Here is a 26,566-nt window from a genome sequence, read left to right as displayed (position 1 = left end):
CCTATTGCGCCGGAGACAGAGCCGGTTGCGGAACAACCGACTCGTCGGCCTCGGTCACATCGCCCTTGATGGTACGATAGACGTTGTAGGCCATGATCAGAGCACCCGCGAGGTAGAGCAGGCCGCCCACCGCCCGGATGAGATAAGAGATATGCATCGCCTCGACGGTCTCCACGAAGGAGAATTCGAGGAAGCCGAGCGAGTTGTAGGCACGCCACATCAGGCCCTGCATGATGCCGGCAACCCACATCGAGGTGATGTAGAGAAGGATGCCGAAGGTCGCGACCCAGAAGTGCCAGTCGACCAGCGCTTTCGAATGCATTCCGCTGCGCTTCCAGAGCCACGGGACGAGGCAGTAAAGCGCACCGAAGGAGACGAAGCCGACCCAGCCCAGCGCACCGGAGTGCACGTGACCGATCGTCCAGTCTGTGTAGTGCGAGAGCGCGTTGACGGCGCGGATCGACATCACCGGTCCTTCGAAAGTGGACATGCCGTAGAAGGCCACCGAGAGGACCAGCATGCGGACCACCGGGTCGGTACGCAGCTTGTCCCAGGCGCCGGACAGCGTCATCAGGCCGTTGATCATCCCGCCCCAGGACGGCATCCACAGCATGATCGAGAAGGTCATCCCCAGCGTCTGTGCCCACTCCGGCAGGGCCGTGTAGTGCAAATGGTGCGGGCCGGCCCAGATGTAGATGAAGATCAGCGACCAGAAGTGGATGATGGAAAGCCGGTAGGAATAGACCGGACGCTGCACCCGCTTCGGGATGAAGTAGTACATGATCCCGAGGAAGCCGGCGGTGAGGAAGAAGCCCACCGCATTATGGCCGTACCACCACTGCGTCAGCGCATCCTGTACGCCCGCGAAGGCCGAATAGCTGCGCGAACCGAGCCAGGAGACAGGCATGGCGAGATTGTTGATCACATGCAGCACGGCGATCGTCACGATAAAGGCGAGATAAAACCAGTTCGCGACGTAGATGTGCTTCTCCTTGCGCTTCCAGAGCGTGCCCAGGAAGACGAGGAGATAGACGACCCAGACCAGGGTCAGCCACAGGTCGGCATACCATTCAGGCTCGGCGTATTCCTTCGACTGCGTGATGCCGATGAGATAGCCCGAGGCGGCAATCAGGATGAAGAACTGATACCCCCAGAACACGAACCAGGGCCAAATGCCCCCAGCGATCCGGGTCCGGCAGGTCCGCTGCACCACGTAGAAGGACGTCGCGATCAGCACATTACCGCCGAAGGCGAAAATCACCGCGGAGGTATGTAGCGGACGCAGACGTCCGAAATTCGTGAACCCGAAGGCTTCCAGATTGAGCACCGGGAAAGTCAGCTGGAAGGCGATAATCACGCCGACCAGCAGGCCCGCAATCCCCCAGAACATGGAGGCGATCACACCCGCCTTGATCAGGTTCTCATTGTATTCGCGCTCGTCGGTGATGACACCGCCCTGGGCGATGGACCCGATCGTCAGGATGATACCGGTCAGAAACCCGGCCAGGATCAACCAGGACTGTCCGCGCATCGCCGCGTCAGGCGCATAGGCCGCCGCGAAGAGTGCCCAGAGCGCTCCCAGTACCGAAATGAAAAGGACGATCGCTGTGGCTGGGTCAGTCCCTGCCCGCCGCAGCGCTTGAGAGGTATCCATATGCGCCCCCGGATTGGCTTTTAATGGCCCCGGTGTACCCCAAAACGCCCTACCTTCTCTATGGCAATTTGACGCATATCCCCAGAATAACTATGGCATTTTGTCGCGCGGCGGCGAGTTTACGCCGTCAATTGAAGGCATTGGCGATACACACCCGGCATTACAACCGCCAATAATCCATTTGCGACTGGAAATGACGCTTGCGCGATCCGGAGAGACTGCGAATCGAGCGTACCGACCCCGCTTCTTGGCTTGATCCCCCGCTCGAATGGCGGAACCCTCCTTCTTGAACATGACAGAAGGGGGTGCGGAATGAAGTGGGCGCTGTCCATCGACCGGAACGATATCTCGAAGGCGGCCATCTCGCCGCAGACCGACAGGCCGCTGGCGGACGGGGAAATCCGCCTCTCTGTTTCGCGCTTTGCCCTGACCGCAAACAACATCACCTACGCCGCGTTCGGCGACGCCATGCGTTATTGGGACTTCTTCCCCGCGGCCCCGGGACGCGGGCACCTGCCGGTCTGGGGGTTCGCGGATATTGCAGAAAGCACGGTCGAAGGGCTCACCGAAGGCGAGCGTATCTACGGCTATTTCCCGGCGGCGAGCGAGTTGATCGTATCGCCCGGCCGCATCGGCGAAGCCGGGTTCACGGACATGTCCGGGCACCGCTCGGATCTTCCCCCGGCTTACAATAACTATGTCCGCTGCGCCGCCGACGCGACCTATTCGGCCGGTGGAGAGAATGTGCAGATGGTCATGCTGCCGCTCTTTATCACTGCCTTCCTGCTCGACGTGCATCTACGCGATCCGGAGACCGCACAAGCGGAGACGGCCATCGCCCTGACCAGCGCATCCAGCAAGACCGCGATCGCCCTCGCCTGGCTGCTCAAGCAATCCGGCGGCGCTCGGGTCGACGCGCTGACCTCACCGGGCAATGCGGAGTTCGTGAGCGGTCTGGGCATCTATGACAGCGTGACGCGCTATGACGACATTCCCCTGCTCGAGCCGGACACGCCACGCATCATCGTCGATTTCGCGGGCGCCAGCGGGCTGAACCGGACGCTGCACAGCCATCTCGAAGGCGGGCTCCTGGCCAATATCCGCGTTGGCGGCGCCCACTGGGAGCAAAGCGCTCCGGCACGCGACCTGAAAGGTCCGAAACCGCAATTCTTCTTCGCCCCGGATCACGCCCGCCAGCGCGCCCGCGAATGGGGCGCGGAAGACTTCGACCGTCGCTACAAGACTGCCTGGCGCGCCTTCGCCGAAGCCGCCGCGGACATGTTCGACTACGAAACGCTGTCCGGAGCGGAGGGCGCGCTGCAGGCCTATAACGACATCATCGCCGGAGAGGTCGGAGCCCGGCGCGCCCTGTGCATCGCGCTCTGAGACCGGTCAGAGAATGGACTGACCGGTCTTTCTCCAGTCCGCGAGAAAGGCCTCGAGCCCCTTGTCGGTGAGCGCGTGCTGCACCAGCCCCTTGAGCACGGCCGGCGGCACAGTCGCCACATCCGCCCCGGCGAGCGCACAGCGCCGGACATGATCGGCAGAGCGGATCGACGCCGCGAGGATTTCGGTCTCGAACCCGTAATTATCGAAGATCACACGCAATTCGTGGATCAGCTCCATGCCGTCCACATCCAGATCGTCCAGCCGGCCGATAAAGGGCGACACATAGGTCGCGCCCGCCTTGGCGGCGAGCAGGCCCTGATTGGCCGAGAAACACAGCGTGACATTGGTCTTGATGCCTTCGGCCGTCAGGGCCTGGCAGGCTTTCAGCCCATCGAAGGTCAAAGGCAGTTTGACGACGACATTATCCGCGAGCTTCGCCAGCTTGCGCGCTTCGCTCAGCATGCCGTCGGTCTCGAGCGCCGTGACCTCGGCGCTGACGGGGCCGTCGATCATGGCGCAGATCTCCTGCACCACCTCGATGAAATCTCGTCCCGCTTTCGCGACCAGCGACGGATTCGTGGTCACGCCATCGACCAGCCCGGCATCGGCGAGGTCGCGAATGGCTTCGGTATCGGCCGTATCGACAAAGAACTTCATGAAACTACTCCTGTGCGGGCTGGCGATCGGATCATCGTCCCGAGTGTTAGCGATGCTTTGTGACAAATCAAAACTGTTTTCCTCGACAAATCAGTAACTCGCAGGTTCCGCCTTGAAGCCGGCCTCTCCCAGCGCCGCCTGAATCCGGTCCATATGGGCGGCGTCCTGAGCCTCGAGCGAGATGTCGATATAGGTCACCTTGGCCGGCAGATCGGAGAAGGTCTTGTGGTAGGCCACATCGGTCACATTGCCTTCCGCCTTCGCGATCACGTCCGACACGGCGGACAGCTGGCCCGGCACATCGACGAGCTCGATACGAAGGCGCGCCAGCCGTCGGGAACGGGCAAGGTCCCTTAGTAGCAGGGAAGACAGCAGCCGCGTATCGACATTGCCGCCGGTCAGCACAAGGCCAACCCGCTTGCCGGCAAACCGCTCCGGAGCCGCGAGGAGCGCCGCAAGGCCTGCCGCACCGGCGCCTTCGGGAAGGACCCGAAGATGCGAGATGAAGAGGTTCAGCGCCCGCTCGATTTGCCGCTCGTCGACCAGGACAACATCGTCAAGCAGATCCGCGAGAATGCCGCGCGTCAACCGGCCCGGCTCGCGCACGGCTATCCCTTCTGCCAGAGTGACGCCGCCGACGGGGCGCTCCGCGCCGTCATGCAAGTTGGCGTAGGCAGGAAAGAGGTCCGCTTGCACGCCGTAGACCTCGATCTGCGGATTGATCCGCCGGGCCGCCAGGCCTGCTCCTGCTGCCAGACCGCCGCCACCGATCGGCAGTACGAGGGCATCGAGGCCCGGTTCGTCGCGCAGCATTTCCCGCGCCAGCGTCCCCTGCCCTGCAATCACCAGAGGGTCGTCGAAAGGATGAATGAAAACCCGGCCCTCGGCGTCTGCCTGCGCGAGGGCCCGAGCCTTCGCGGCATCGAAATCGGCCCCGGCGATCACGACTTCCGCGCCCAGCGCCCGCGTCTGGTTCACCTTCACCATGGGCGTGCCCTCGGGCATCACGATGGTCGCCGGGATATTCCGGGCCGTGGCATGCCGCGCCACGCCCTGCGCATGATTGCCCGCCGACGCCGCGATCACGCCCCGCGCGCATTCCGCAGCCCCCAGGGCCGCGATGCGGGCATAGGCACCGCGTTCCTTGAATGAGCCCGTTGCCTGCAGATTCTCCAGCTTGACCACGATCTCGCAGCCCAGCTGCGCGGATAGCATGGGGGCCGGGATACAGGGCGAACAAAGCACGCCCCCCATGCCGGCATCGTGCAGCCCGTCGACGAAGTCGAAAGCATCAACCAGCCAGGGCGGCAGGCCGGATTCCGTTGGGGTCTTGGCAGGAAGCGCCATGAGCTTCTCCGTGTCGACCGCGCACGCACTAAAAAACCCCGCTCGGTGGAGCGGGGTTCGATCTGCGCCGGGGTCCTCTAGGTGGACGTCAAGCAGAGCCGAGCAACGCTCCCATCAGGGTCGTGCCGATCCAGATAATCGAAAAAAGAATGAGCGAAGACAGACCCAGCGTGCGGAGCTGGACCGCCCGGGTATCGATGCTGCGAGCCTTGGCCTGTGACGGCATGGTCAACCTCATTCCTTCGCGAAAACTCTGTCCGCTCTTGCGCAATCTGTCCAGCCGATTTTTCGACGGCCGCACTTCGAAGCCGGTTCAGTCCAGCCGTTGCGCCATACGGCGAATGAACGCCGCCGTGCGCTCGGCCTCGACGATGACAGGCATGTGGCCCCGGCCAGGGAGCGTTTCAAGGTCGAACTCCGGCAGCCCGGCCTTGAGCGCTGCGATCTGGTCGGACGCCGAGAGCACCCGGTCGTCCTCGCCGTAGAACATGCCCACCGGAAGATCGAGCTCGCCATAACGCTGCGACTGTTCGCGCATGTCCAGCGGCACCGCCTGCAGATCCGTCGCGGCCGCATAGAAGGCGCGCGGCCGCATGGCCAGCACACCGCCGCCGCGCATGGCGAAGTCGGCCGGCGGCACATCGGGCGCGAAGATCGCCTCTAACGTCTTGCTGCCATTGCGGATCGAGGCCGGTATGGCCAGCGTGTTCGCGATAAAGCTGCGCACGGCCGGATTGGACACGTCGATGCCGCTGAACACGCTCGGAGCGTTTTCCTGCACACCGACCAGGGGCGAGATCAGGGCAAGACCGCCGACCTGTTCGCGATGATCGAGCGCCAGGGCGAGAGAAATCGCACCACCGAGGGAATGTCCGACCAGAAGCGGCTGCTCGATCCCCTCCTCGCGCAGGAAATCGGCGATCATGCGGGCCTGGTTCGGTATCCGGGCCAGCTCGTCGCTTTCGCGCTCGGAATAGCCGCAACCGGGCCGGTCGAGCGCGATTACCCGATGGTCGCGTGCCAGATCGCCGGTCAGCGCATAGGTGAAATTGTGGAGATTGCCGGCCAACCCGTGGATCATCACCACCGGACGCCCTTCGCCTTGCTCGACCCAGTGGATGCGCCCGCCCGTGACCGCTGTGAAGCGCCCCGCCGGTGGCAGGGCCTGCTCGGCCTTTTTCGCCACCCCGGTGGAAAAACGCCAGGCGACGATAACGCCAATCACGATCGCCAGGATGATCGCCCCCAATATCCAGCCGATAATGCTCACCCTCGTCTCCCCCTTGCTATTGCTTGGGCGCCGGTCAATGCGTCGCGCCCGGCTTCACCCCGAGCGCGCGGCTCACCAGCGACCAGTAACTCGCCGGCCAGAGGCGCTCGAGGACCGCCATGGTATGGGCGTCGCGCCCGACTAGGACCCGCGTCTTGCGGCGCTCCACCCCGCGCAGGATGATCCGGGCGGCTTCCGGCGGCGGCATGACCAGCATGCGCTTCAACCGCGCCTGCCCGGCCTCGATCTGCTCCGGCGTTGCCGCGTCGGCCATGCGCGCATCCTCGGCGATGCGGGTATTCACCCCGCCGGGATGCACCGTGGTCACGCCGATCGGCGTTCCCAGCAATTCGTGGCGAAGCGCTGCGGAAAAGCCGCGCACGGCGAATTTCGCGGCGCTGTAGGCCGTCTGCCCGGGCGGAGCGACGAGACCGAACAGGCTGGAGATATTGACCAGCCGCGCCTCGTCGGCCTCGCGCAGAAGCGGAAGGAAGGCCCGGGTCATGTCGACCACGCCATGGAAATTGATCTTCATCAACCAGTCGAAATCATCCGCGCTGACCTGGTCGAACGTGCCGCCGAGCGCGACGCCTGCATTGTTGAAAACCAGGTGAGCCGCCCCATGCTGACGCCGCACTTCCTCGGCGAATTCGTTCACTGCAGCCCGGTCGGTTACGTCGAGCGCGGTCGCCGTCACTCGCCGGCCGGGCGCCTCGAGCCGCTGGGCGACCTCCGCCATTCGTGCCGCATTGATATCGGCCAGCGCCAGATGCGCGCCGCGGGCCGCGAGAGCCTCGGCGAGCGCTTCGCCAATCCCGCTGGCCGCGCCGGTAATGACCGCCGTGCGCCCTTCGAATACGAAACGGCTCATTCCGCTGCTTCCTTGACCGCAATTCGCGGCGCAGCGGCCGGTTTCCACGCCCCGGCCTCGGCGAATTCCATATAGCCGTCCTCGAGCCGCCCGAAGCGGATGGCGAGCATGTCCTGGACATAGTTCTGATAGGTGCGCCAGGGGGCTTTCGAGCCCTGTCTGGGCAGATGCGGCAAGGCCCGCTGGATATAGCCGGACGAGAAATCGAGCAGAGGTGCCGGTTCGATATCGTCGGGCGTCACAGGGACGCACACATCCGTTCCCGTGTCGCGCATGCGATTGAGCATGCGGCAGACCCGCTCGAAGGTCAGATCGACCTTAAGCGTCCAGGACGCATTGGTATAACCGAACGCCAGCGCGAAATTGGGCACATTGCCCAGCATCATGCCACGATAGGTGTAGAGGTCCGGCGGGTTCAGCAATTGCCCGTCGAGGCAGAGTCTGGCGCCGCCGGCGATGCGCATGTCGAGCCCGGTGGCCGGCACGATGATGTCGGCCTCGATCTCCTCCCCCGATTTGAGCCGGAGGCCCGTCGGGGTGAAACGATCGATATGGTCCGTAACGATCGACGCCTCTCCGGATTTGAGCGACTGGAAGAAATCCCCGTCGGGCGCCAGGCAGAAGCGCTGGTCCCAGGGGTTATAGCTGGGCGTGAAATGCGTCTCGACGTCGAAGTCTTCGCCGAGCTCGTCCCGGATCAGCTTGATGACATTCCGCTTCACCAGATCCGGGAAGCGTTTGGCGAACTGGTAGAAATAGATCGCGAGCAGGATGTTCCGGCTCCGCGTGATCCCGTAGGCGATCGTCTCGGGCAGGACCTTGCGCAACCATTCGGCAAACCCGTCGCGCGACGGCCGGCCGGCGATATAGGTCGGCGAACGCTGCAGCATGGTGACGTGCGCGGCCTTCTTCGCCATCGCCGGGACCAGCGTCACCGCCGTCGCCCCCGATCCGATGATCACGACCTTCTTGCCCGAATAGTCGAGGTCTTCCGGCCAGAGCTGCGGATGGACGATCTCGCCGTCGAAGTCCTTCATGCCGTCGAATTCCGGCATGTAGCCATGCTCGTAACGGTAATAGCCCGAACACATCAGCAGGAAGCGGCAGGTAAAGGTGACGCGTTCTCCCTCCCCGCGCACGGCCGCCACGGTCCAGCGCGCCGTCTCGCTGTCCCAGTTTGCGGAGATCACCCGGTGGCCGTAGCGGATGTGCCGGTCGATCCCGTTATCCTCGGCCGTGGCGCGGACATACTCCTTGATGGCCGGGCCGTCGGCGAAAACCTTGCCGCCCGTCCAGGGACGGAAGGCATAGCCGAAGGTGTACATGTCGCTGTCCGAGCGAATGCCCGGATAGCGGAACAGATCCCAGGTGCCCCCCAGCGCGTCCCGCGATTCCAGAATGACATAGCTGCGATCGGGCGACCGCGTCTGGAGATGATAGCCGGCCCCGACGCCGGACAGGCCGGCGCCGACGACGACCACGTCGAAATCCGTTTCAGTCGATGCGGGCAAACCCATCCCCCATACTCACTCTTCAGTCATGCGCACTAAAAAAGTGAACACCGTTTTCTTCCCCGGACAAGCCTCTTCGCCCCCGCACAACGCACAAACGCCCGAGCAACCGGACGTCTGTGAATTGCCGCGATGCAGCAGACAGGCTCGCTTTCTCGGTCAAAATCATTACCTGATGCAGCGGACTATTTGTAGAGGAACCGCGAATGACCAGTACCAGCGCGCTTTTCAAGCCCTTCTCACTGGGCTCGTTGGAGCTTTCAAACCGTATCGTCATGGCCCCCATGACCCGCTCGAAAAGCCCTGGCGGGGTGCCGGGCGAGAATGTCGCGGCCTACTACCGGCGCCGCGCCGAGAACGCTGTCGGCCTCATCGTCACCGAGGGCACGACGGTCGACCGGCCGGGCGCCAGCTTCGACCCGGCCATACCGAATTTTCATAATCCGGACTCCCTGGAAGGCTGGCGCAAGGTCGTCGAAGCCGTCCACGAGGCCGGCGGCAAGATCGCGCCCCAGCTCTGGCATGTCGGCCTCGCCCGCCGCCCGGGAACGGGTCCGAACCCGGACGCTGCGTCGGACAGCCCGTCCGGCGTCCTGCCGGACGGCAAACAGGTCGGCGAGCCGATGAGCGCCGAGGACATTGCCGACACCATCTCCGCCTTCGCCAAAGCCGCCAAGGCGGCGGTCGAGACCGGTTTCGACGCCATCGAACTTCACGGCGCCCACGGCTATCTGCTCGACCAGTTCTTCTGGGAGGGCATGAACCGGCGCGACGACCGCTATGGCGGCGGCCTGACGGCCCGTACGCAGATTGTCCAGGACATCGTCCGCGCCGTGCGCGCGGAAATCCCGGCCGATATGCCGCTCATCCTGCGCTACTCGCAATGGAAGCAGCAGGACTACAATGCCAAGCTGGCCGAAACGCCGGACGCGCTCGCCGAATTCCTCGGCCCGCTCTCGGATGCCGGCGTCGACATGTTCCACGCCTCGACGCGCCGCTTCTGGATCCCGGAATTCGAGGGCTCCGACCTCAACCTGGCCGGCTGGACGAAAAAGCTCACCGGCAAGCCGGCCATCACTGTCGGCTCGGTCGGCCTCAATTCGGATTTCCTCGGCGCCTTCATGGGCGAGAACTCGCCGGCCTCCTCCCTCGACCATCTGATCGAGCGTCTGGAGAACGACGAATTCGATCTCGTCGCCGTCGGCCGCGCCCTCATCTCCGACCCCGAATGGGCCGCCAAGGTCCGCGACGGCCGCTTCGACGAACTGAGCGACTTCAACGCCGAAAAGCTGAAAGAGCTGGTCTAGACGCTGCTACATCCGCACACGGAAACGCCCGGTCGATCGACCGGGCGTTTTTTGTTTGCGAGACTGTCCGGACAACAAAAAACCCGCCATGCGGCGGGTCGGAAGAAAAATGGTGCCCGGGGGCGGATTCGAACCACCGACACGCGGATTTTCAATCCGCTGCTCTACCAACTGAGCTACCCGGGCACCGGGTCGACGGGCGGCCTCGGCCGCTGTCGAGAGCGCGGTTTATAAGCGGCCTTTCCGGCGCTGTCCACGCCCGTTTCAGCGCTTCGCTGCATCGTGTGCAGGTGCGACTACTGGTCTTCCTCGCTCGGCGGATTGTCCTCGGCGACATCGGCCGGCTCGCCTGGAATGGCGTAGCTGTCGCTCATCCACTTGCCGAGATCGAGGTCGGCACAGCGCTTGGAGCAGAAAGGCTTGAACTCGGGGTCCGCCGGCTGGCGGCAGATCGGACATTTCATCGTATTTCCCCTGGGTATCGGCATGATCAGGCGCGCTTCACCGCGCAATCCTCACGCGCCATATCCTGTTTCAGTGCCAGAGCGAAACGCGGCCCGATGCGCTCGGTCATGGCGGATTGCCAGCCGATCGCGTCCGCGTCGAGCCAGGCATGGACGTCAGGTCCAACTTCGAGCACCTGGCGCCGAGCCCGGTCGGCCATGGCCTCGCTCTGCAGACGGCGCAAGGCTGCGAGCGCGCAGGTCTCGACGGAGAGACGGCCATGGGCATCGTGCTGGATTTCCGCCAGCGAACGCGTGCGGCGCTGGCGCGCCAGTTCGCCGACGCAGAATTGCGAGAGCGGCGCCACATCGACCTTGGCGCGGTCGCGCTTGAAGGCTCCGCGCAGCGCCTGTTCGACCGCCTTGCGATCGGGCTGGGCGCGCATGTGGACGAAATCGATCGCGGCGATGCCGCCCAGACCGCGCAGACGGATCTGGCGCGCCGCTTCCTTGGCTGCGGACACATTCAGAGCAGCGGCCAGCTGGGCGGCATTGCCCTGCCCCTTGCGCCCTTCGGCATCGACGTCCACCGTCACCATGGCGCGCGTTTGTTCGATATAGAGCGAACCGCCGCCCGGCACGGGGGCGAACGGGTCGAGCGCTTCCTCGAACACGGCTTCGAGATCGTGATCCGTCTCGTCCGCCCAGACGGCCTCGGCATCGCCATAGGCTTTCACCAGCCGCTGGGCGAGAATGGCCGCGGGCTCGAGGCATTCCGGCGCGTCGCCCGGCTCGACCTCCACCATGGCGAGATTGGGCCCCTTCTCGGCATGGGCCTCGCGTGCGATCCGCACGCCGATGGCCGCGCCTTCGTGCAGGCCTTTCGGGCGCCCGGACTTGCCGAAGGGAAGAAAGCCCTCCTCACCGACGCCGATATCGACGAAGGCCGCGTTGAGCGCCGGCTCCACGCGGCGCACGCGGCCGCGATAGACCTCGCCCTCGACCGCGCGCTGCCCCTGCTCGCTCCAGCGGTCGAGATGCAGCTCGACGATGCGGCCATTCTCGGCGACGGCAGCGCGGGTCTCGCCCACATTTTCCTCGATCAGGATCTGTCGGTTCATGCCGATTGCCCTTCCGCGGCGGTCTCGCCGAGGCGATGTGTGACGGGATATCCCAATCCGCGCAGCAGGTTCGCCGTCTCGTAGAGCGGCAATCCGACAACGCCGGTATAGGAACCGACCAGATTGACGACGAAGGCTCCGGCGCGCCCCTGAATGCCGTATCCGCCGGCTTTCCCGTGCCATTCGCCGGAGGCGATATAGGCGTCGGTCTCGGCCTGCGAGAGGCGTTTGAACTTCACGCGCGTTTCCACCACACGTGCCACGAGCTCGCCGTCGGGGGCGCGGACGGCCACCCCGGTATAGACCCGGTGACCGCGCCCGGAGAGCAGCGCCAGACAGCGGCGTGCCCCGGCTTCGTCCTCGGTCTTTGGCAGCACACGCCGGCCCACGCCGACGACCGTGTCCGCCGCCAGCACGAAACTGCCCTCGCCCGGATGCGCCATGGCCTTTTCCTGCGCCAGGCGCAGGGCGAGCGGTCCGGGCAATTCGCCGGGTATCTCGCTCTCGTCGATATGGGTGGGTTCGACCGCGTCGGGTGCCAGTCCGGCACCGGTCAGGAGATCGAGGCGGCGCGGCGACGCGCTCGCCAGGACCAGGCGCGGGTGGCGATCGGCCGGTACGGCATCCATCATCGCGTCACCCCGCCGGATACGGTCTTACTTGAAGCGATAGGTGATCCGGCCCTTGGTCAGATCATAGGGCGTCATCTCGACGAGCACCTTGTCGCCGGCCAGAACCCGAATACGGTTCTTGCGCATCTTGCCCGCCGTGTGGGCAATGATCTCGTGATCATTTTCGAGCTTCACCCGGAAGGTCGCGTTCGGAAGCAATTCCGTCACCTCGCCGGGAAACTCCAACAACTCTTCTTTCGCCATGCGGCTCCTCATTGATGATCCAGACCGATTTCGGACCGGTCCGGATGCTGGAATTACGGGGTAAAACGCCGACTCGCCGTGCGGCCGGCGCCCCGGAGCGCGCTATATAGTCTCTCCACCGGGGTAAAGTCGAGGCTTCAGGCGCTTTTTAGCGCGGCCTCCCATTTCGAGATGCGGTCGGCGATGGCATCGCGGGTCTCGCGATAGGCGGCCAAGCGCATGTCGCGATTGCCGCCGGTCTCGCTGGGATCGGGAATCGGCCAGGCCTGGAACTCCGCCCCGGTTCGCTCCGCATAGTCCCGCGCCGTGCGGTCGGCCGCGGTCGACAGCGAGACGACCAGCTCCGCCGCAGGCTCCCCCACACCGTTCAGCGCGATGGGAGAGAAGTCCTCCAGATCGACGCCGTGTTCGAGCATGACCGCGACCATGAAAGGATCGACGAAGGCGGCGGGGATCACACCGCAGGAGCGTGCGCTCGTCTGCTCGCCGAACCGTTTTTGCCAGAGCGCCGCCCCCATCGGGGAGCGAATCGCATTTCGTCCGCAGACGAAAAGAACCGAGGGCACGCTCATGAAGCCGCCCGCCGGTGCAGGGCGCAGATCAGCGTGAACAGGCGCCGCGCCGTATCGAAATCGACCTCGATCTTTCCGGCGAGACGCTCCTTGAGCAGGCTGGAGCCCTCATTGTGGACGCCGCGGCGCCCCATATCGATGGCCTCGATCTGGGCGAGGGGCGCGTCACGCACGGCCTCGTAATAGCTTTCGCAGATCAGGAAATAATCCTTGATGATCCGTCGCAGCGGCCCCAGCGCAAAAACGAAGGCGCGTACGGGCGTGTCGTCATCCTGGCGAACATCGAAGACCAGGCGGTCGTCCTCGATCGCCAGGCGCAGCGCGAACGGTCCCAGGGCCTCGCCGGACGGGCGAAAGCGATTGGTCTCGAGAAGATCGGCAATGGCAACGCGCCGTTCGTGATCGGCATTGACGTCGCCGGGCCCCATACTGGCGGCATCCAGGTCGATCCGGACGATCCGGTCGGGTGACTCACTCATTCGGTGTCCGCCTCCTGATGTTGCGGGCGGCCCGAAGCCCGCCACGGCGCGCTGAGATCGGCCATGACAAGATCGATGCACTCGACCTGCAACCGAACCTCTCCTCCACCTGAAAAGAGCAGCACGATGTCACCGGACGGATCGCCATCCGGTTCGAACTGAACGGATAGCAGGTTCACGACCGCGTCGTCCGCGCCCTGCCGGATATTCTGCGCACGCGCCGCCTTGACCCGGCCGACCTGAAGGCCGGTCCGCACGCGGCGGTCGCGACGCCCGCCCTCCCAGCAGAACCGGTTGAACGCAATGGTGAACGTCTCGCGGGCCCGCGAATATTCGAAATCCCCCAGAAGCGCGACCGCATCCTGGAGTGCTGCCGAGATTGGCGGAAGGTCGTCGGCGTCCAGCGCGATCAGGCGCAAGGGCGAAGGTCTGGCACTCACAGGCGTCTCCGCGAGTCGAATGGCGGGCTTACGCCACCATTATGACGAGTCGTCCCCGGATTCGGGTGAAGTTTTCGCAGCCTCGGCATCTGCGGCGTCGGGCGACGCGGCAGGCTTTCGCGCAGCCGCCTTGCGGCGCCGCAGATTGGCGCGCAGGGCGTCGGCCAACCGGGCCTCCCGCGAGCCGGGTTCGGGCCGTCCTGCCGACTTCCCGCGCGGCGTTCCGGTATCTTCAGGTGCATTGCTCATGCAATTGGTCATGTCGAACGCTGCACATCACGTCAAGACACTCTTGGCGCGGGCCCCGGCTTGCGTTATACGCCCGGCTCTCTATCGCGATCCCGCGACCCGGCGCCGCTATAGCTCAGGGGTAGAGCGTTCCCTTGGTAAGGGAGAGGTCGAGTGTTCAAATCACTCTAGCGGCACCACCCACTTTCCCATTCCCGTTGCAATCATCGCTGCTCAACCGGCAGGCGCATGGTCTGGACGCTCTTGCGGCGCATGCATACTGTCCGGGCAGCGGTCGCGAGGGTGGCCGCGATACTGGGGGAAATGGGGACATGTTTCGTTCCGATCTGTTTCGGGCCTCGGGCGCGCTCATGCTGACCTGCGCCGCAGCGACGGCCGCCGTGAAGGCTTCGCCGGGACCTGCCGCAGGTCATGACGAACCGCCCGCCCTGCCCGACCTCGTCTATACCCTGATCAATGTCACGGACGATTACGAGGCGAGACGGCTTTGTCCGCTCGACGAGAATGCGGCCCGCGCACGGATCGAGGCCGGTCTGTCCGGACATGCCAACGCCGTTTACAGCCCGATTGCCGACGGCCCGGACATCCTCGTACACGAAATGACGGCCACGGCCTCGGGACCGGAAACCGGACCGCTATGTGACTGGAGCGTGGCGGTGCATCTTGGCGGCCACTCGAACCGGCACACGGACCGGCCGGGCGCCGCACTTTCGAGCCTCGAACAGGCCGGCCGCCATCTCGAACCGCTGCTCGAAGCCAGGAACGGGACTCGCGGCACCGCGAACACCGGCAGGAGTGCCCGGTGAGCTTTCAGCCAACCGCTCCGATAATTAGGCTGCAGTCATGACCCATTATTTCGATGCGACGGCACCGTATGCGCAGGGCCGGCTCGAGACCGCAGACAATCACAGCCTCTATTGGGAGCGCTGCGGCGCGCCGGGCGGCCTGCCGCTGATCTTCCTCCACGGCGGGCCCGGCTCGGGCTGCGCGCCGAAACATCGCCAATGGTTCGACCCTGAGCGATTCGACGTCGTATTGCTCGACCAGCGCGGTGCGGGGCGCTCGACGCCCCATTGCGAACTCGCCGGAAACACGACGCAGGCCCTGATCACGGATATAGAACGATTGCGGGAACATCTCGGCATCGAAGCCTGGATCGTGGTCGGTCCGTCCTGGGGCTCGACCCTGTCCCTCGCCTATGCCCAGACCCACCCCGGTCGCGTCTCGGGCCTGGTTGTCGAAGGTATTTTTCTCGGCTCGCCGGACGAACTCGCCTGGATGCATGGGCCGGGTGGCGTGCGCTCCGTCTTCCCGGACGCCTGGCAAGACTTCATCGCCCCGGTCCCGGAAGCCTTGCACGACGATCCGCGAGCCGTGATGGACTGGTGTTTCGAGCAGATGAAGCAGGAGATCGCCGAGGGCTGCCCGGATCTCGCCCCCCTGTCAGACCCGAACGCCTCGCTGAGTACGCTTCGCCGTTCGACGCTCTACCGTTGGACGGAATACGAGGACCGGCTGTCCTATCTGGAACACTCGCCCGAAGCCGTGCGCGACGCACTCCGGGCGAAAGGCGCGGACTTCGTCGCCGCCCACTCTCTCATCGAGGCGCACTATTTCACCAATGGCTGCTTCCTCGAACCCGGCCAGCTACTGGCAAATGCCGGACGCCTGGACGGCATTCCGATGCACATCCTGCAATCACGCTATGACATGGTCTGCCCGGCCCGCTCGGCCTTCAGGCTGGCAAAGGCCTGTCCACATGCCGGTTTTCACCTTGTTCCGGTCAATGGTCACGGCATGACCGAGACCACCCAACCCTATCTGAATGCCATCATGGACGATCTCGCGAACCGCTTGGGCTAGACGGCCGGCGCTTGCGGCAACCAGGCATGAACGGCGATGCGAACCGCGCCGCCCGTGAAATTCCCGCCATTGGCGGTCAGTACGATGTCGGTATCCGAATAGAACGCCGTCGGTCCGATTACACCGAGATTGGACGCCCCCGTCGAAACACCAAGAAGACCGCCGAATTTGGCGGCTTCTCCGGGAATGCCGCAATCGAACGAGGCTGCCCCCGTGACCGCCTCGCTGACCGTCACGGATACGCAGAAGACCACGGCCCGCGCCGGTATCAACCCGATTGCGGCAAGGTTTGCGCCGTTCAAGCCGGTGAGCGTCTCTTCGCGGATTACGGCCCGGGTTGCCGCGCCTTGATCGCCCTCGCACAGGGTTTCGCCCACTCCCGCACGGCGCCATCCGGTGCCGTCGAAGCGGCATTCGGCATTTTCATCGGCGATATAGGCGCTCCAGCCATTGCGCGGCTGGAGCCGAGACCACGCACCATCTCGATAGCTCGCGATGTCACCGGCCGCATATGCCGACCAGTCGGCACCACTCGCGGCTGGCGGCAGTATCCAGGCCTGCCCGTCGACCGGGCTTGCGGGCTGAACGGTAAGCCCCCGGCTTTCGGCGCGAAGCTGCACCACGCCGTCCAGTCGCAACAGCGCCTCGTTCACGGTGATATGCTTTTGCGCCTGGGCCGGCATGACCAGGGGCAGATCGAGATTAGGACTGGTTTCGCTCATGGCGGTCTCCTTTGTGCCACCTCGAGTCTTCTGCCAAATCCGGCGCCGGGGATTGGCAAACCGGCTATCCATGCAGACAGCAGCACTTGACGCACGCCGCCACGCTGCGCCATCTCCCCCGGCAGTACGCCATCAACTTTCGAGGGGAAGCTGGGCATGACCGACACTATCCGCGCCCTGGCTGCGGGATTTCCAGACGTTTCACCCGATGCCTGGCAAGGGCTCGCCCTGAAAGCACTCCGTGGCGCCGACCTGTCCGCACTCGACCGCAGGAGCGATGACGGCCTGGAACGCGGCCCGGTCTTCTTCGACCGCCCCGAAGGCACACACGCGGTCGATACGGCCGCCCGCGATCTCCATCTGCCCTGGGGCATGCGCCAGACGCTGGTCGACGCCGATCCTGCCGCGGCCAACGCGGCGGCACTCGACGACCTCATGGGTGGCGTCTCCGAGCTCGAGCTTCGCCTTGACCCGGAAGGTGCCTACGGCCTGAAGGCCAATGATGTGGAAAGCCTCGACGCAGCGCTGACGGGTGTCGACCTTTCGCTGGCGCCGATCCACCTCGACTGCCTGTCGGGTCAAGGTCACCACGCGCAGCTCGCTCTCACCCTGTTCGCCCGCCGCCGCCTCGACGGCGAGACGCTCGAAGGCGGTCTCGGACTGAGCCCGATCGAGCGCGCCGCGCGAACCGGTGAGACGCTTGCACACGACAGCTTCGACAAGGCGCGTGAAATCGCCCAACTCTCGCAGGCGGCCTTCCCGAACCTGAAAATCTTCCGCGCCGATGCCGCCCTGGCATTCGAAGCTGGTGGCAGCGAAGTCCAGGAGCTTGCCGTGATGGCCGCCGCCAGCGCCGCCTATATGCGCGAACTTCTGGAGGCAGGCTTCGACGCAGACAGCGCGGCGAACGCCGTCGAAGCACGCCTTTCGGCGGATGTCGATATCCACCTCACCATCGCCAAGCTGCGTGCCGCGCGCCGCATTTTCGCGCGCATTGCTGAAAGCTTCGGCGCCAGCGCAGACAAGCGGCGCGTTTCGCTGCATGCGACCACGGCTGGCCGCATGCTCTCTGCCAGCGACCCCTGGACCAATCTTGTCCGCAATGCCTGCGCCGGCTTCGCGGCTGCCGCTGGCGGCGCCGACGCGATCAGCATCCGCCCGCTCACCGATGCCATCGGACGCCCGACCGGATTTGCGCGCCGGGTCGCGCGCAATCTTCACATCATGCTGGCCGAGGAAAGCCATCTCGGAAAAGTAACCGACCCGGCTGCCGGCTCCTATCTGCACGAAACCCTGTCGGATGCTCTCGCCGAAGCGGGCTGGACACTGTTCCAGGAGATCGAGGCCGAAGGCGGTCTCGCCGAGGTCATCGGGTCGGGCTGGCTGCCCAGCCGGATCGCTCAACAGCGCGATGCCCGTCAGGCCCGCGTCGAGGCTGGCGATCAGCCAATCCTCGGCGTCACCCAATATGCCGACCCGGACCCGCGTGCGCTGGAAACCGGCGGCGCCTGGCCAAGGCCCGCCGACATGCCGGAACGGGCCCTTTCTCCCATGCGCATTGCCGCCGCCTTCGAGACCCAGGCTGAAGGAGCTGCTCAATGAGCCGGACGCCCGACTTCACCCAGATCGATCTTGGCGCAGCGCAAAGCCCTGCCGGGTCGGACATTGCCGCCGAACTGCGCGAGGACTGGACGCCGGCCGAAGGCATTCCGATCCATGCGCAGTACCGGCATGACGATAGCGACAACATCGATTTCATCGGCTCCGTGCCCGGTGCCGCACCCTTCGTGCGCGGGCCTTATCCGACCATGTATCTCCAGCGTCCCTGGACGATCCGGCAATATGCCGGTTTCTCCACGGCCGAGGATTCGAACGCTTTTTACCGGCGCAATCTGGCCGCCGGCCAGAAAGGCCTCTCGGTCGCCTTCGACCTTGCCACCCACCGCGGATACGACAGCGACCATCCGCGTGTCGCGGGCGATGTGGGCATGGCCGGCGTGGCCATCGACTCGATCTACGACATGCGAACCCTGTTCGACGGTATTCCGCTCGACCAGATGAGCGTGTCCATGACGATGAACGGTGCCGTCCTGCCCGTGATGGCGCTCTATATCGTCGCGGCTGAAGAACAGGGCGTGAAGCCGGAACAGCTCTCGGGGACCATCCAGAACGACATCCTCAAGGAGTTCATGGTCCGCAATACCTACATCTATCCGCCGGCGCCCTCGATGCGGGTCATCTCGGACATCTTCGAGTACACCTCGACGAAAATGCCGAAATTCAACTCCATATCGATCTCCGGCTATCACATGCAGGAGGCCGGCGCCCCGGCCGATCTCGAACTCGCCTACACGATCGCCGACGGGCTGGAATACATCCGCACCGGAATCGATGCAGGGCTGGACGTGGATGCGTTCGCACCGCGCCTCTCCTTCTTCTTCGGCATCGGCATGAACGTCTTCATGGAGATCGCCAAGCTGCGCGCTGCGCGTCTGCTCTGGGCGAAACTCGTGAAGGAGCGCTTCTCGCCGGAATCGGACAAGTCGATCTGCCTGCGCACGCACTGCCAGACCTCCGGCTGGTCGCTGACGGCCCAGGACCTGTTCAACAATGTCGGCCGGACGGCCCTCGAAGCGATCGCCGCCGTCGACGGTCACACGCAATCCCTGCACACCAATTCGCTCGACGAGGCCCTCGCCCTGCCGACGGACTTCTCCGCACGGATCGCCCGCAACACCCAGCTCCTCCTGGCTGGGGAGGCGCATCTCTGCGACGCGATCGACCCCTGGGGCGGCAGCCATTATATCGAACGCCTGACCCATGATCTCGCCGACCGGGCGCTGCTCCATATCGCCGAAGTCGACGAGTTGGGCGGCATGGCCAAGGCCATCGAGGCTGGCATTCCCAAACTGCGCATCGAAGAGGCCGCGGCACGGACGCAGGCCCGCATCGACAGCGGCCAGCAGACCATTACCGGCGTCAACAAGTTCCGGCTCGAAGAAGCCGAAGACGTGCCGGTGCTCAAGGTCGACAACTATCTCGTTCGCAAACAGCAGATCGAGAAACTCGAGCGCCTGCGCAAAGAACGCGACCCGGCTTCGGTCGAAGCCGCACTGGATGCGCTCGCCAAGGCCGCCGAGACCGGGGACGGCAATCTTCTGGCGCTGTCCGTGCATGCCGCTCGCGCCAAGGCAACCGTGGGCGAGATATCCGACGCCATGGAACGCGCCTTCAATCGGCACGTTGCCGAAATCAAGGCCGTCACCGGTGTCTATGCCGATGCCGCCGGTGACGACGACAAGGTGAAACGCGCAAAGGCCCTTGCGGAACGCTTTACCGCGCAGCACGGGAGAAAACCGAAAATCCTGATCGCCAAGCTCGGCCAGGACGGACACGACCGCGGCCAGAAAGTCGTCGCATCCGCCTATTCCGATCTGGGATGGGATGTGGTGATCGGCCCCCTCTTCCAGACACCCGAGGAAGCGGCCGATCTGGCCGTCGAGGAAAAGGTCGACGCCGCCGCAGCCTCATCGCTCGCTGCCGGTCACCTGACGCTGGTGCCGGAGCTGCGCAACGCCCTGCAGGAGCGCGGCCGCGAGGACATCCTCGTCATTGTGGGCGGCGTCATCCCGCCCGACGACGAACCGGTGCTCCGTCAGATGGGCGCGGCTGCCGTCTTCCCGCCGGGTACGGTCATTGCCGACAGTGCACTCGTTCTTCTCGAGCGCATGGGTGTCGAGGAGGCGATGTCGGAATAACCGCCTTCGCCTGCCTCGCGGGATCGACCCGGCGCGCTAGGCCTTCTTGACGAATTCCGACTTGAGCTGCATCGGGCCGATCCCCTCGATGCGGCAGTCGATGTCGTGATCGCCTTCGATCAGGCGGATGTTCTTGACCTTGGTCCCCACTTTCAGCACCTGGGACGAGCCCTTGATCTTCAGATCCTTGATCAGGGTGACCGTGTCGCCGTCCTGCAGTTCCGAGCCATTGGAGTCGCGCCAGACCGGACCGGCTTCGACCGGCGCCTCCGGCGACCATTCATGACCGCACTCCGGACACATCAACAAGGCGCCGTCCTCATAGGTGAAGGAGGACTGGCATTTGGGACAAGGCGGCAATTCACTCATAGGGCGATCCTTCAGGCTGGCGCGAGGTCATCGCCTACGCCTTCGCCGTGTCCATGTCGACTGGCGATGGCGGCATCGCGCGCCGCCTCTTGACCCCAGGCTCGTTTAACCGCCCAATCTCCACCGAGGGACGTGGTCTGGGAGAGATGAATGCGTGTACGGAATTACCTGCTTGTCGCCGGCCTTGCCACGGCCATGACCGCCTGCGCAAGCGCGCCGACCCAATACGGCCCTGCCAGTGAGGGCGACCGGGGCTATTCGGAATTGCGGATCGAGGAGAGCCGCTATCGCGTGCGCTTCTCCGGCGGCAGCGACATCACTTTCGACGAAGCCGAAGATCTCGCGCTGAGACGGGCCGCCGAACTCACCCTGGAAAATGGCGGCAGCTGGTTCCTCGTCGTCTCCCGCTCGCGTGAGGGCAATGACCGTAACCCCGTCGGGCTGACGGGCGGCGCACGTTATTCGACCGGATCGGGAGGATGGTCCTCGAGCGGCGTCGGCCTTGGCGTACGGATCGATGGCGATGCGGGCGAAAAGTCGGTCTCTCTGGAGATCGTCATCCGGGACGGTGACCGACCGCGCCTGCCCGACGCCTATGACGCCCAGAGCGTCCTCGCCTATTCGGAGGATTGAGGGATCGCGGGCTCGAGACCGAGCTCACGCTGACGCTTCTTGCTCAACCCGGCCGCGACGAGCCTGTGGCTCTCGGCGAGATAGGATTCGAGATCGGTGTCGGACAATCCCGGCTCGGCATGATGCTGTATCCAGGGCATGCCCCGGGACGCCAGATAGGGTGCGGGGCGGAGGCCAGGCAGTTCACCGAGTATCTCGAAGGAAATATCGGACACCTTGAAGGTGATTCCGGCATGTTTGCCGCCGTCCCAGCTGGCGATCGCGAACACCTTGCCGCCGACCTTCCAGACATCGGCGCCGCCCCATTGCACCACGTGCGTGGTCGCCGGCAGGCCGTCGCAGAACGCATTGAAATGGTGCTGGTCCAAGGGACTAGCTGTCCTTGGCAAGTGTGAGAGCCTGCTCCACCCACTTGTCGCGGACGATGCGGCCGCGGCCATTGATGCGCTCGTCCCAGTCCGCCACATCGGCTTCGCTCCAGCCGGCAATGTCGCTGAAGCGGGTCACGCCGCCTGCTTTCAGGGCCGCCGCCGCCTTGGGGCCCAGCCCCTTGATGGCGGTGAGATCGTCCTGACCGGCTGGCAGCGTATCAACATGACCGGTCTTGGAGGGCACGTCGGACTTGGCTTTCGCGACCGACGCCCTGGCGCGTGCCGGCTTCCCTGAACTGCCTGTCTTGGCCGGGGCTTCGGCCTTTGCGGGTTCGGGCTTGGCGACCGGCTTCACGATCCGCGTCTCGGCTTCCGGCTCGGCGGCTGCGCCGGTCTTGCCGGCACTCGCGACCGCAAGACTGTCGCGGCGGGCCTCGGCATCACCGAGACGGCGGGCGAGCGTCTCGTTTTCGTTCCGGAGCCGGGCATTTTCGGCAAGCGCCTTCTCGGCCTCGGCGTTACGCGCATCGCCGCTCCAGATTTGCCAACCCACGCCGACACCGAATGCGAAGGCGAGCAGAAGAAGAAGGCCCATATCCCAGATCAGCCAGAGCATGCATCACTCCTCAAGCGTCGAAATTGCGAACGAAATCGCGTCGGCCTGGTCCTGGACGAGCCGGACCTGGATGCGCGGATTGCTGTTTCCATTGGTGACCAGGGCTTCCACCGCCTCGATCCGTGCCGCATCGAGACCGGCCTCGTCTGCCTCTCTCAGCACGGACACTGTCAGGGCGGCATCAGCCGGACAGGCATCGAAGGCACGACCGACGCGCCGAAGGGCGACCGCGGTAAGTGGGCTCGGCGCAGGTCCGCTCCGGTCGAATCGGAGACTCTCCGTGCCCTGGGCCGCCTGCACGATCACAGCGCAGGCATTCACGTCGACGATACGCCGCACTTCCGGCGCACCGGAGGGCGAAATCAGCACCGCGGCGCGAAACGGTTCGGGCATGGTCTGCAAGGCGACCGACACCGATTGAGCGATTTGCGGATTGGCAGCTTCGCCGACCAGCGCGCCCTCATCGCCCTGCAGCACGACGGCACCACGCTCCAGTCGCGCGAGCTGGCCCAGCAACCGCTTCGCGGCCTCTTCCCAGTCCGGAGACCGGGAGCCGCCGGGCACCAGGGTCAGGTCGGTATCGGCACCATTGGGGAAATTGGCATCGGCGTAGCGTGTAATCGCCTGGCGCGCATTGGCGTCGGTCGCATCGCCACGAATCAGGACGCGGCCATTGACCGCCACGTCAGCGCGGAAGATGAACCCGCGCTGCAGCCGGGCCTCGACCGTCTCGTCGGTCACGCGCGTCACGCCGCCGGCGATACGCCCGCCCGACCAGGTTGACCGAGCCACGGTTTCCAGCGCATCGAGCCGCGCACGCTCGCTCGGCGCGGCACCGGTCAGGGTCGCATGCTGACCGGAAAAGCGAACCGCCGCCCAATCATGCCCGCGCAGGCTGAGCGCATCCTCGGCGGACTGCGTCAGCCGTGCCTCGACAGCGCCGACCGAGAACGGCCCCACGGACATCATCAGCGCGCCGCCAAGCACGAGAACGCCGGCAGCGATCAGAAGGATTTTTCGAACCCGGTTTGTCATGGTCGTGCGAAGCATCGGATCGGAAACCTGTCAGGCAACGCGGTAAACCCGCGAATCTCGGCGTTTTCAGGGCAGTGCTACCCCCAGCCGTTACCATTAAAGATTGGGCATCTCCAGAGTGCAAACCCTGCCTGCGGTTAATTGCCGCCAAACAGAAAGGGCCGGGGCTTGCGGCCCCGGCCCTTCCCGAACCGTCTGACGGTATCAGGCCTAGTTGCGCAGACGCAGCGTCAGGCCATAGGTGCGCTCCTGGCCGAGGAAGGCATTGAAGGAGCCCGGCTGGAACGGACCGTCGAAGCCGACCTGGATGTATTCCTCATCGAACAGGTTCTGGCCCCACAGCTCGAGCGACCAGCTCTCGTCACCGGCGCCGACACCGACACGACCGCTGAAGATCGCATAGGCGTCCTGCTCCTTCTCCGGATCCAGATCCGAGCCGGTATTCTGCTCGGAGACCCAGCGGCCGTTGAGGTGGGCGAGCCAGGTCATGCCGTTCTCGAGTTCACCATTATAGGTGACCGAGCCCGAGGTATACCACTCCGGAGCCAGCGAGAAATTGCGGCCGGACAAGACATCGACATCCGGCGTACCGGTCGGGGCGAACTCGTCATAGCTGGCGTCCGCGTAGGTGATGCCACCCTGAACCGTCAGCCCCGGAATGGAGTCCGGCAGCCACAGGATTTCCGCTTCGGCGCCCTGCGTCGAAGCACCGTCGATCGAGGTCACGAAATAGCCGAGACCGTTGAACGTATTCAGCTGGTAGGTCTCGAAATCCGAGTAGAAGAGATAGAAATTGGCAAGGACGGTGTCATTGGCCCACTCGGTCTTGAAACCGAGTTCGAAGCTGTCGACGATTTCCGGATCGAAACGGGCCGGATAGCTGCTCGGGTCGGCGAGAACAGCGGTAAAGTCGACAGCGGAGGAACCGGATTGCGTAAAGCGATCGAGGTTGAAACCGCCGGCCTTGTAGCCGCGCGAATACGTACCGTAGACGAGCAGGTCGTCATTGAAACGGTGCGACAGCGAGAGCAGGCCGGAGAACTCGTTCTCGCTCAGAGACTGCGTGTTGTCGATCTGCTGATAGACGTCACGTGAGAACGGTAGACAGGTGAATGTGCCGAAGGTCACAAGGCTTGCAACCGGCACGCCCGAACCCGTCGAGAAACCGGACAGAATCGCCTGGTTGGTCGGATCGGAGAAGTCCAGCGCATCGCCGAAAACGGCTTCCCAGACGTCACACGCCGGTACATTGCTGTCGCCGAAGTCGAACGTGGCCGTCTTGTCGGTGCTGGTGTGACGCAGACCGAAGGTGAAATCGGTGCTTTCGGTCAGGTGCCAGGTGTTGTGGGTGAAGAAGCTGAGGCTCTCGCCTTCCTGCGTGAACAGGTCACCCTCGGCATTGCCGCCATTGAGCGGCGCGCCGGAGCCGGGTGCGAGCGGCGTAAAGCCCGGAATGAAGGTCAGGCCCAGGCCGTTGGCCAGGTCCGTCACCAGCGTCGGGCTACCGCCGAGTAGGCCAAGATAGGGTTCGAAGACCGAGCCCATCTGAATCTGGTCGCCGCGACGAAGCAGTTCGTCGGAATAGTACATGCCGACAAGCCAATCGACATTTTCCGTAGCGCCCGAGAAGCGAAGCTCGAAAGTCGAGTTGTCGAAGTCGAACGTGTTCGAGTCAGCATCACGGAACACGATGTCCGCACCGGTAAAGTCAGTATCCTGACCAGACCGAAGCCCATAAGTGCGATCCGAATAGATCGCAGTCATGTCGAAATTGTCGAACTCCCAGTTCAGCTCGGCACTATAGCCGTGATCGATGATATCCTGAGACGTATCGCGATTAGACTGGATAACGCGGCTGAACGGATCTTCCGAACCGGGAAGCGGACGTGCCCCCGGCACCAGCGCATTGATTGCCAATGCAGTCGGGCCTGAGACAAGGCTCGGCGCGCCACAACAATTCTCTTCACGCTTGGTGTAGTCGCCAGTCAGCAGGAGGCTGGCATTGTCATTGAGATCGAACAGGAATTGAGACCGAACCGTATAGTAATCCTGATCCGCATCTTCGGTCTCGGTGCGTGGCCCCCCGAAGGTTTCGACCGACTGGAAGCCGTCACGTTCGCGAACGGCGCCAAAAAGGCGCATCGCCATATTGTCGGATACGCCGCCGGTGAAACCGCCGGACACGCCGTAACCTTCAACAGCACCAGCGGTGTATTCCAGCGCGGCGTGCGAGCTGAACTCATATTCCGGACGCTTGGTCACCACATTGATGATGCCGGCGGAGGTGTTGGCTCCGAACAGCGTACCCTGCGGGCCGCGCAGGACTTCGATGCGTTCGATTTCGCCGAGATCGTTGAACCCGACACCGTTACGGGCGCGCGGAACACCGTCGATGACGATGCCGACAGACGATTCCAGACCCGGATTATCGCCCACGGTGCCGATGCCGCGGATGCGGGCCGTCGTCACGAACTCGTTGGACGTAGACGTCACATTGATACCCGGAGCGATGACCGCGAGATCCTTGATGTCGCGGATGCCGGCGTTCGTGAGCAGTTCCTCATTGTACGCGGTCACGGCGACCGGAACGTCCTGAATGCCCTGCTCGCGCTTCTGGGCCGTCACGGTGATCACGTCGACAGACCGGCTTTCCTGGGCAAAGGCCTGGCTGCCGGTAATCGCGACAGCGGATGCTGCGGCGAGCAAAAGGGTGCGCTTGGTCGAAGACATGCTTTAACTTCCTCCCGTTGGAATGCGGGCATTGCCGCTTATCGAACGCGGCCGGTCCCGGGAATCCGGGAGCCACGCGCTGAACCAAATCTGGTGCAGATCGCCTGGCGGGTGAAGCACAATTGCTGCTTGAAGGTGGCCATTTCGACGAACTTGATGTTCAAATCGCATGATTTCTGCCGAGTGTTGCGTACCTGTCACAATCGACAGACCGAGGAATGAAGCGAACGCCTCGCCGCGTTTCCATTCGCAACCAAAAGGCGAGACGGGAGATAGAGCGTGAC

The 26,566-nt window shown here is 64.3% G+C and carries 27 protein-coding genes and 2 tRNA genes; 8 read left to right on the top strand and 21 right to left on the bottom strand.

What is annotated here, in order from left to right; translation table 11 throughout:
* Nucleotide 1: 1 nt before the first annotated feature.
* Nucleotides 2-1,654: a cytochrome-c oxidase, cbb3-type subunit I gene (ccoN, locus tag AC13HB_RS02055; protein WP_482948053.1), complete on the bottom strand. Its 1,653-nt coding sequence runs from the start codon at nucleotides 1,652-1,654 to the stop codon at nucleotides 2-4.
* Nucleotides 1,655-1,966: 312 nt separating this feature from the next.
* On the opposite strand from ccoN, the gene AC13HB_RS02050 reads away from it, so the two are divergent.
* Nucleotides 1,967-3,040 carry a DUF2855 family protein gene (locus AC13HB_RS02050; protein WP_482948052.1) on the top strand — a complete coding sequence of 358 codons (1,074 nt, stop codon included), beginning with the start codon at nucleotides 1,967-1,969 and terminating at the stop codon, nucleotides 3,038-3,040.
* Nucleotides 3,041-3,046: 6 nt separating this feature from the next.
* On the opposite strand, the gene fsa is transcribed toward AC13HB_RS02050, so the two are convergent.
* The 6 genes from fsa to AC13HB_RS02020 form a co-directional block, all read right to left on the bottom strand.
* On the bottom strand, nucleotides 3,047-3,700 hold the full coding sequence (gene fsa, locus AC13HB_RS02045; protein ID WP_482948051.1) for a fructose-6-phosphate aldolase: 654 nt from the start codon (nucleotides 3,698-3,700) through the stop codon (nucleotides 3,047-3,049).
* 90 nt (nucleotides 3,701-3,790) lie between these two features.
* Nucleotides 3,791-5,047, bottom strand: coding sequence for a threonine ammonia-lyase (locus AC13HB_RS02040; protein ID WP_482948050.1), 1,257 nt, complete (start codon nucleotides 5,045-5,047; stop codon nucleotides 3,791-3,793).
* Nucleotides 5,048-5,135: 88 nt separating this feature from the next.
* On the bottom strand, nucleotides 5,136-5,273 hold the full coding sequence (locus tag AC13HB_RS02035) for a hypothetical protein (protein WP_482948049.1): 138 nt from the start codon (nucleotides 5,271-5,273) through the stop codon (nucleotides 5,136-5,138).
* Nucleotides 5,274-5,360: 87 nt separating this feature from the next.
* Nucleotides 5,361-6,317 (bottom strand): alpha/beta fold hydrolase, encoded by a 957-nt coding sequence (locus tag AC13HB_RS02030; RefSeq protein ID WP_482948048.1) that lies wholly within the window; start codon nucleotides 6,315-6,317, stop codon nucleotides 5,361-5,363.
* A 34-nt stretch (nucleotides 6,318-6,351) separates the two neighbouring features.
* Complete coding sequence (locus tag AC13HB_RS02025) at nucleotides 6,352-7,188, bottom strand: SDR family NAD(P)-dependent oxidoreductase (protein ID WP_482948047.1); 837 nt, start codon at nucleotides 7,186-7,188, stop codon at nucleotides 6,352-6,354.
* A complete protein-coding gene (locus tag AC13HB_RS02020; protein ID WP_482948046.1) occupies nucleotides 7,185-8,705 on the bottom strand; it encodes a flavin-containing monooxygenase in 1,521 nt (506 codons plus the stop codon). Before AC13HB_RS02020 ends, AC13HB_RS02025 begins: the two co-directional genes overlap by 4 nt.
* A 200-nt stretch (nucleotides 8,706-8,905) precedes the next feature.
* Between AC13HB_RS02020 and AC13HB_RS02015 the strand changes: the two genes are divergently transcribed.
* Nucleotides 8,906-10,006: an NADH:flavin oxidoreductase gene (locus AC13HB_RS02015; protein WP_482948045.1), complete on the top strand. Its 1,101-nt coding sequence runs from the start codon at nucleotides 8,906-8,908 to the stop codon at nucleotides 10,004-10,006.
* A 110-nt stretch (nucleotides 10,007-10,116) separates the two neighbouring features.
* On the opposite strand, the gene AC13HB_RS02010 is transcribed toward AC13HB_RS02015, so the two are convergent.
* From AC13HB_RS02010 to AC13HB_RS01975, 8 genes are all read right to left on the bottom strand, one after another.
* Nucleotides 10,117-10,192, bottom strand: a tRNA-Phe gene (locus AC13HB_RS02010).
* A 110-nt stretch (nucleotides 10,193-10,302) separates the two neighbouring features.
* Nucleotides 10,303-10,470, bottom strand: coding sequence for a DNA gyrase inhibitor YacG (locus AC13HB_RS02005; protein WP_482948044.1), 168 nt, complete (start codon nucleotides 10,468-10,470; stop codon nucleotides 10,303-10,305).
* A 26-nt stretch (nucleotides 10,471-10,496) separates the two neighbouring features.
* Entirely contained in the window at nucleotides 10,497-11,570 is a 1,074-nt protein-coding gene (locus AC13HB_RS02000; RefSeq protein ID WP_482948043.1) for a ribonuclease E/G, read from the bottom strand.
* Nucleotides 11,567-12,202 (bottom strand): Maf family nucleotide pyrophosphatase, encoded by a 636-nt coding sequence (locus AC13HB_RS01995; protein ID WP_482948042.1) that lies wholly within the window; start codon nucleotides 12,200-12,202, stop codon nucleotides 11,567-11,569. Before AC13HB_RS01995 ends, AC13HB_RS02000 begins: the two co-directional genes overlap by 4 nt.
* Before the next feature lie 24 nt (nucleotides 12,203-12,226).
* The gene (infA, locus tag AC13HB_RS01990) at nucleotides 12,227-12,445 is read right to left on the bottom strand and encodes a translation initiation factor IF-1 (protein ID WP_019961978.1); all 219 of its coding nucleotides are present in this window, start codon (nucleotides 12,443-12,445) and stop codon (nucleotides 12,227-12,229) included.
* Nucleotides 12,446-12,582: 137 nt separating this feature from the next.
* The gene (locus AC13HB_RS01985; protein WP_482948041.1) at nucleotides 12,583-13,017 is read right to left on the bottom strand and encodes an arsenate-mycothiol transferase ArsC; all 435 of its coding nucleotides are present in this window, start codon (nucleotides 13,015-13,017) and stop codon (nucleotides 12,583-12,585) included.
* Nucleotides 13,014-13,496 carry a UPF0262 family protein gene (locus AC13HB_RS01980; RefSeq protein ID WP_482948040.1) on the bottom strand — a complete coding sequence of 161 codons (483 nt, stop codon included), beginning with the start codon at nucleotides 13,494-13,496 and terminating at the stop codon, nucleotides 13,014-13,016. The genes AC13HB_RS01985 and AC13HB_RS01980 overlap by 4 nt, the downstream gene beginning before the upstream one ends.
* On the bottom strand, nucleotides 13,493-13,936 hold the full coding sequence (locus AC13HB_RS01975; RefSeq protein WP_482948039.1) for a DUF2948 family protein: 444 nt from the start codon (nucleotides 13,934-13,936) through the stop codon (nucleotides 13,493-13,495). The genes AC13HB_RS01980 and AC13HB_RS01975 overlap by 4 nt, the downstream gene beginning before the upstream one ends.
* A gap of 353 nt (nucleotides 13,937-14,289) precedes the next feature.
* On the opposite strand from AC13HB_RS01975, the gene AC13HB_RS01970 reads away from it, so the two are divergent.
* From AC13HB_RS01970 to pip, 3 genes are all read left to right on the top strand, one after another.
* Nucleotides 14,290-14,364, top strand: a tRNA-Thr gene (locus AC13HB_RS01970).
* A 132-nt stretch (nucleotides 14,365-14,496) separates the two neighbouring features.
* Nucleotides 14,497-14,991: a hypothetical protein gene (locus AC13HB_RS01965; RefSeq protein WP_482948038.1), complete on the top strand. Its 495-nt coding sequence runs from the start codon at nucleotides 14,497-14,499 to the stop codon at nucleotides 14,989-14,991.
* Nucleotides 14,992-15,028: 37 nt separating this feature from the next.
* On the top strand, nucleotides 15,029-16,048 hold the full coding sequence (gene pip / locus AC13HB_RS01960) for a prolyl aminopeptidase (RefSeq protein ID WP_482948037.1): 1,020 nt from the start codon (nucleotides 15,029-15,031) through the stop codon (nucleotides 16,046-16,048).
* Here the strand turns inward: pip and AC13HB_RS01955 are convergent.
* Nucleotides 16,045-16,770: a DUF2793 domain-containing protein gene (locus AC13HB_RS01955; RefSeq protein ID WP_482948036.1), complete on the bottom strand. Its 726-nt coding sequence runs from the start codon at nucleotides 16,768-16,770 to the stop codon at nucleotides 16,045-16,047. The two genes, pip and AC13HB_RS01955, sit on opposite strands and share 4 nt — an antisense overlap.
* Before the next feature lie 156 nt (nucleotides 16,771-16,926).
* Between AC13HB_RS01955 and AC13HB_RS01950 the strand changes: the two genes are divergently transcribed.
* The gene (locus tag AC13HB_RS01950; protein ID WP_482948035.1) at nucleotides 16,927-18,372 is read left to right on the top strand and encodes a methylmalonyl-CoA mutase family protein; all 1,446 of its coding nucleotides are present in this window, start codon (nucleotides 16,927-16,929) and stop codon (nucleotides 18,370-18,372) included.
* Nucleotides 18,369-20,528, top strand: coding sequence for a methylmalonyl-CoA mutase (gene scpA, locus AC13HB_RS01945; protein WP_482948034.1), 2,160 nt, complete (start codon nucleotides 18,369-18,371; stop codon nucleotides 20,526-20,528). Before AC13HB_RS01950 ends, scpA begins: the two co-directional genes overlap by 4 nt.
* A 36-nt stretch (nucleotides 20,529-20,564) precedes the next feature.
* Here scpA and AC13HB_RS01940 read toward each other — a convergent pair whose 3' ends face one another.
* A complete protein-coding gene (locus AC13HB_RS01940) occupies nucleotides 20,565-20,897 on the bottom strand; it encodes a zinc ribbon domain-containing protein YjdM (protein WP_482948033.1) in 333 nt (110 codons plus the stop codon).
* A gap of 150 nt (nucleotides 20,898-21,047) precedes the next feature.
* Here AC13HB_RS01940 and AC13HB_RS01935 point away from each other — a divergent pair, with 150 nt between their 5' ends.
* A complete protein-coding gene (locus AC13HB_RS01935; RefSeq protein WP_482948032.1) occupies nucleotides 21,048-21,530 on the top strand; it encodes a CC0125/CC1285 family lipoprotein in 483 nt (160 codons plus the stop codon).
* Here the strand turns inward: AC13HB_RS01935 and AC13HB_RS01930 are convergent.
* The 4 genes from AC13HB_RS01930 to AC13HB_RS01915 all read right to left on the bottom strand — a co-directional run bounded on the left by AC13HB_RS01930 (nucleotide 21,515) and on the right by AC13HB_RS01915 (nucleotide 26,282).
* Nucleotides 21,515-21,898, bottom strand: a complete 384-nt coding sequence (locus AC13HB_RS01930; protein ID WP_482948031.1) for an MmcQ/YjbR family DNA-binding protein — start codon at nucleotides 21,896-21,898, stop codon at nucleotides 21,515-21,517. The two genes, AC13HB_RS01935 and AC13HB_RS01930, sit on opposite strands and share 16 nt — an antisense overlap.
* A gap of 4 nt (nucleotides 21,899-21,902) precedes the next feature.
* A complete protein-coding gene (locus AC13HB_RS01925; RefSeq protein ID WP_482948030.1) occupies nucleotides 21,903-22,517 on the bottom strand; it encodes a hypothetical protein in 615 nt (204 codons plus the stop codon).
* A gap of 3 nt (nucleotides 22,518-22,520) precedes the next feature.
* Entirely contained in the window at nucleotides 22,521-23,567 is a 1,047-nt protein-coding gene (locus tag AC13HB_RS01920) for a hypothetical protein (protein WP_482948029.1), read from the bottom strand.
* 195 nt (nucleotides 23,568-23,762) lie between these two features.
* Nucleotides 23,763-26,282: a TonB-dependent receptor gene (locus tag AC13HB_RS01915; protein ID WP_482948028.1), complete on the bottom strand. Its 2,520-nt coding sequence runs from the start codon at nucleotides 26,280-26,282 to the stop codon at nucleotides 23,763-23,765.
* Between the last annotated feature and the right edge of the window lie 284 nt (nucleotides 26,283-26,566).

It is taken from the genome of Maricaulis sp. B-26, from assembly GCF_056857855.1.
Note: the sequence above shows the minus strand (reverse complement) of the source record. Positions and strands in the feature narration are given on the sequence as shown.

Coding starts and splice junctions, on each gene's coding strand:
- ccoN (WP_482948053.1), bottom strand. CDS start 1,654: ATGGATACCTCTCAAGCGCTGCGGCGGGCAGGGACTGACCCAGCCACA.
- AC13HB_RS02050 (WP_482948052.1), top strand. CDS start 1,967: ATGAAGTGGGCGCTGTCCATCGACCGGAACGATATCTCGAAGGCGGCC.
- fsa (WP_482948051.1), bottom strand. CDS start 3,700: ATGAAGTTCTTTGTCGATACGGCCGATACCGAAGCCATTCGCGACCTC.
- AC13HB_RS02040 (WP_482948050.1), bottom strand. CDS start 5,047: ATGGCGCTTCCTGCCAAGACCCCAACGGAATCCGGCCTGCCGCCCTGG.
- AC13HB_RS02035 (WP_482948049.1), bottom strand. CDS start 5,273: ATGCCGTCACAGGCCAAGGCTCGCAGCATCGATACCCGGGCGGTCCAG.
- AC13HB_RS02025 (WP_482948047.1), bottom strand. CDS start 7,188: ATGAGCCGTTTCGTATTCGAAGGGCGCACGGCGGTCATTACCGGCGCG.
- AC13HB_RS02020 (WP_482948046.1), bottom strand. CDS start 8,705: ATGGGTTTGCCCGCATCGACTGAAACGGATTTCGACGTGGTCGTCGTC.
- AC13HB_RS02015 (WP_482948045.1), top strand. CDS start 8,906: ATGACCAGTACCAGCGCGCTTTTCAAGCCCTTCTCACTGGGCTCGTTG.
- AC13HB_RS02005 (WP_482948044.1), bottom strand. CDS start 10,470: ATGAAATGTCCGATCTGCCGCCAGCCGGCGGACCCCGAGTTCAAGCCT.
- AC13HB_RS02000 (WP_482948043.1), bottom strand. CDS start 11,570: ATGAACCGACAGATCCTGATCGAGGAAAATGTGGGCGAGACCCGCGCT.
- AC13HB_RS01995 (WP_482948042.1), bottom strand. CDS start 12,202: ATGATGGATGCCGTACCGGCCGATCGCCACCCGCGCCTGGTCCTGGCG.
- infA (WP_019961978.1), bottom strand. CDS start 12,445: ATGGCGAAAGAAGAGTTGTTGGAGTTTCCCGGCGAGGTGACGGAATTG.
- AC13HB_RS01985 (WP_482948041.1), bottom strand. CDS start 13,017: ATGAGCGTGCCCTCGGTTCTTTTCGTCTGCGGACGAAATGCGATTCGC.
- AC13HB_RS01980 (WP_482948040.1), bottom strand. CDS start 13,496: ATGAGTGAGTCACCCGACCGGATCGTCCGGATCGACCTGGATGCCGCC.
- AC13HB_RS01965 (WP_482948038.1), top strand. CDS start 14,497: ATGTTTCGTTCCGATCTGTTTCGGGCCTCGGGCGCGCTCATGCTGACC.
- pip (WP_482948037.1), top strand. CDS start 15,029: ATGACCCATTATTTCGATGCGACGGCACCGTATGCGCAGGGCCGGCTC.
- AC13HB_RS01955 (WP_482948036.1), bottom strand. CDS start 16,770: ATGAGCGAAACCAGTCCTAATCTCGATCTGCCCCTGGTCATGCCGGCC.
- AC13HB_RS01950 (WP_482948035.1), top strand. CDS start 16,927: ATGACCGACACTATCCGCGCCCTGGCTGCGGGATTTCCAGACGTTTCA.
- scpA (WP_482948034.1), top strand. CDS start 18,369: ATGAGCCGGACGCCCGACTTCACCCAGATCGATCTTGGCGCAGCGCAA.
- AC13HB_RS01940 (WP_482948033.1), bottom strand. CDS start 20,897: ATGAGTGAATTGCCGCCTTGTCCCAAATGCCAGTCCTCCTTCACCTAT.
- AC13HB_RS01935 (WP_482948032.1), top strand. CDS start 21,048: ATGCGTGTACGGAATTACCTGCTTGTCGCCGGCCTTGCCACGGCCATG.
- AC13HB_RS01925 (WP_482948030.1), bottom strand. CDS start 22,517: ATGCTCTGGCTGATCTGGGATATGGGCCTTCTTCTTCTGCTCGCCTTC.
- AC13HB_RS01920 (WP_482948029.1), bottom strand. CDS start 23,567: ATGCTTCGCACGACCATGACAAACCGGGTTCGAAAAATCCTTCTGATC.
- AC13HB_RS01915 (WP_482948028.1), bottom strand. CDS start 26,282: ATGTCTTCGACCAAGCGCACCCTTTTGCTCGCCGCAGCATCCGCTGTC.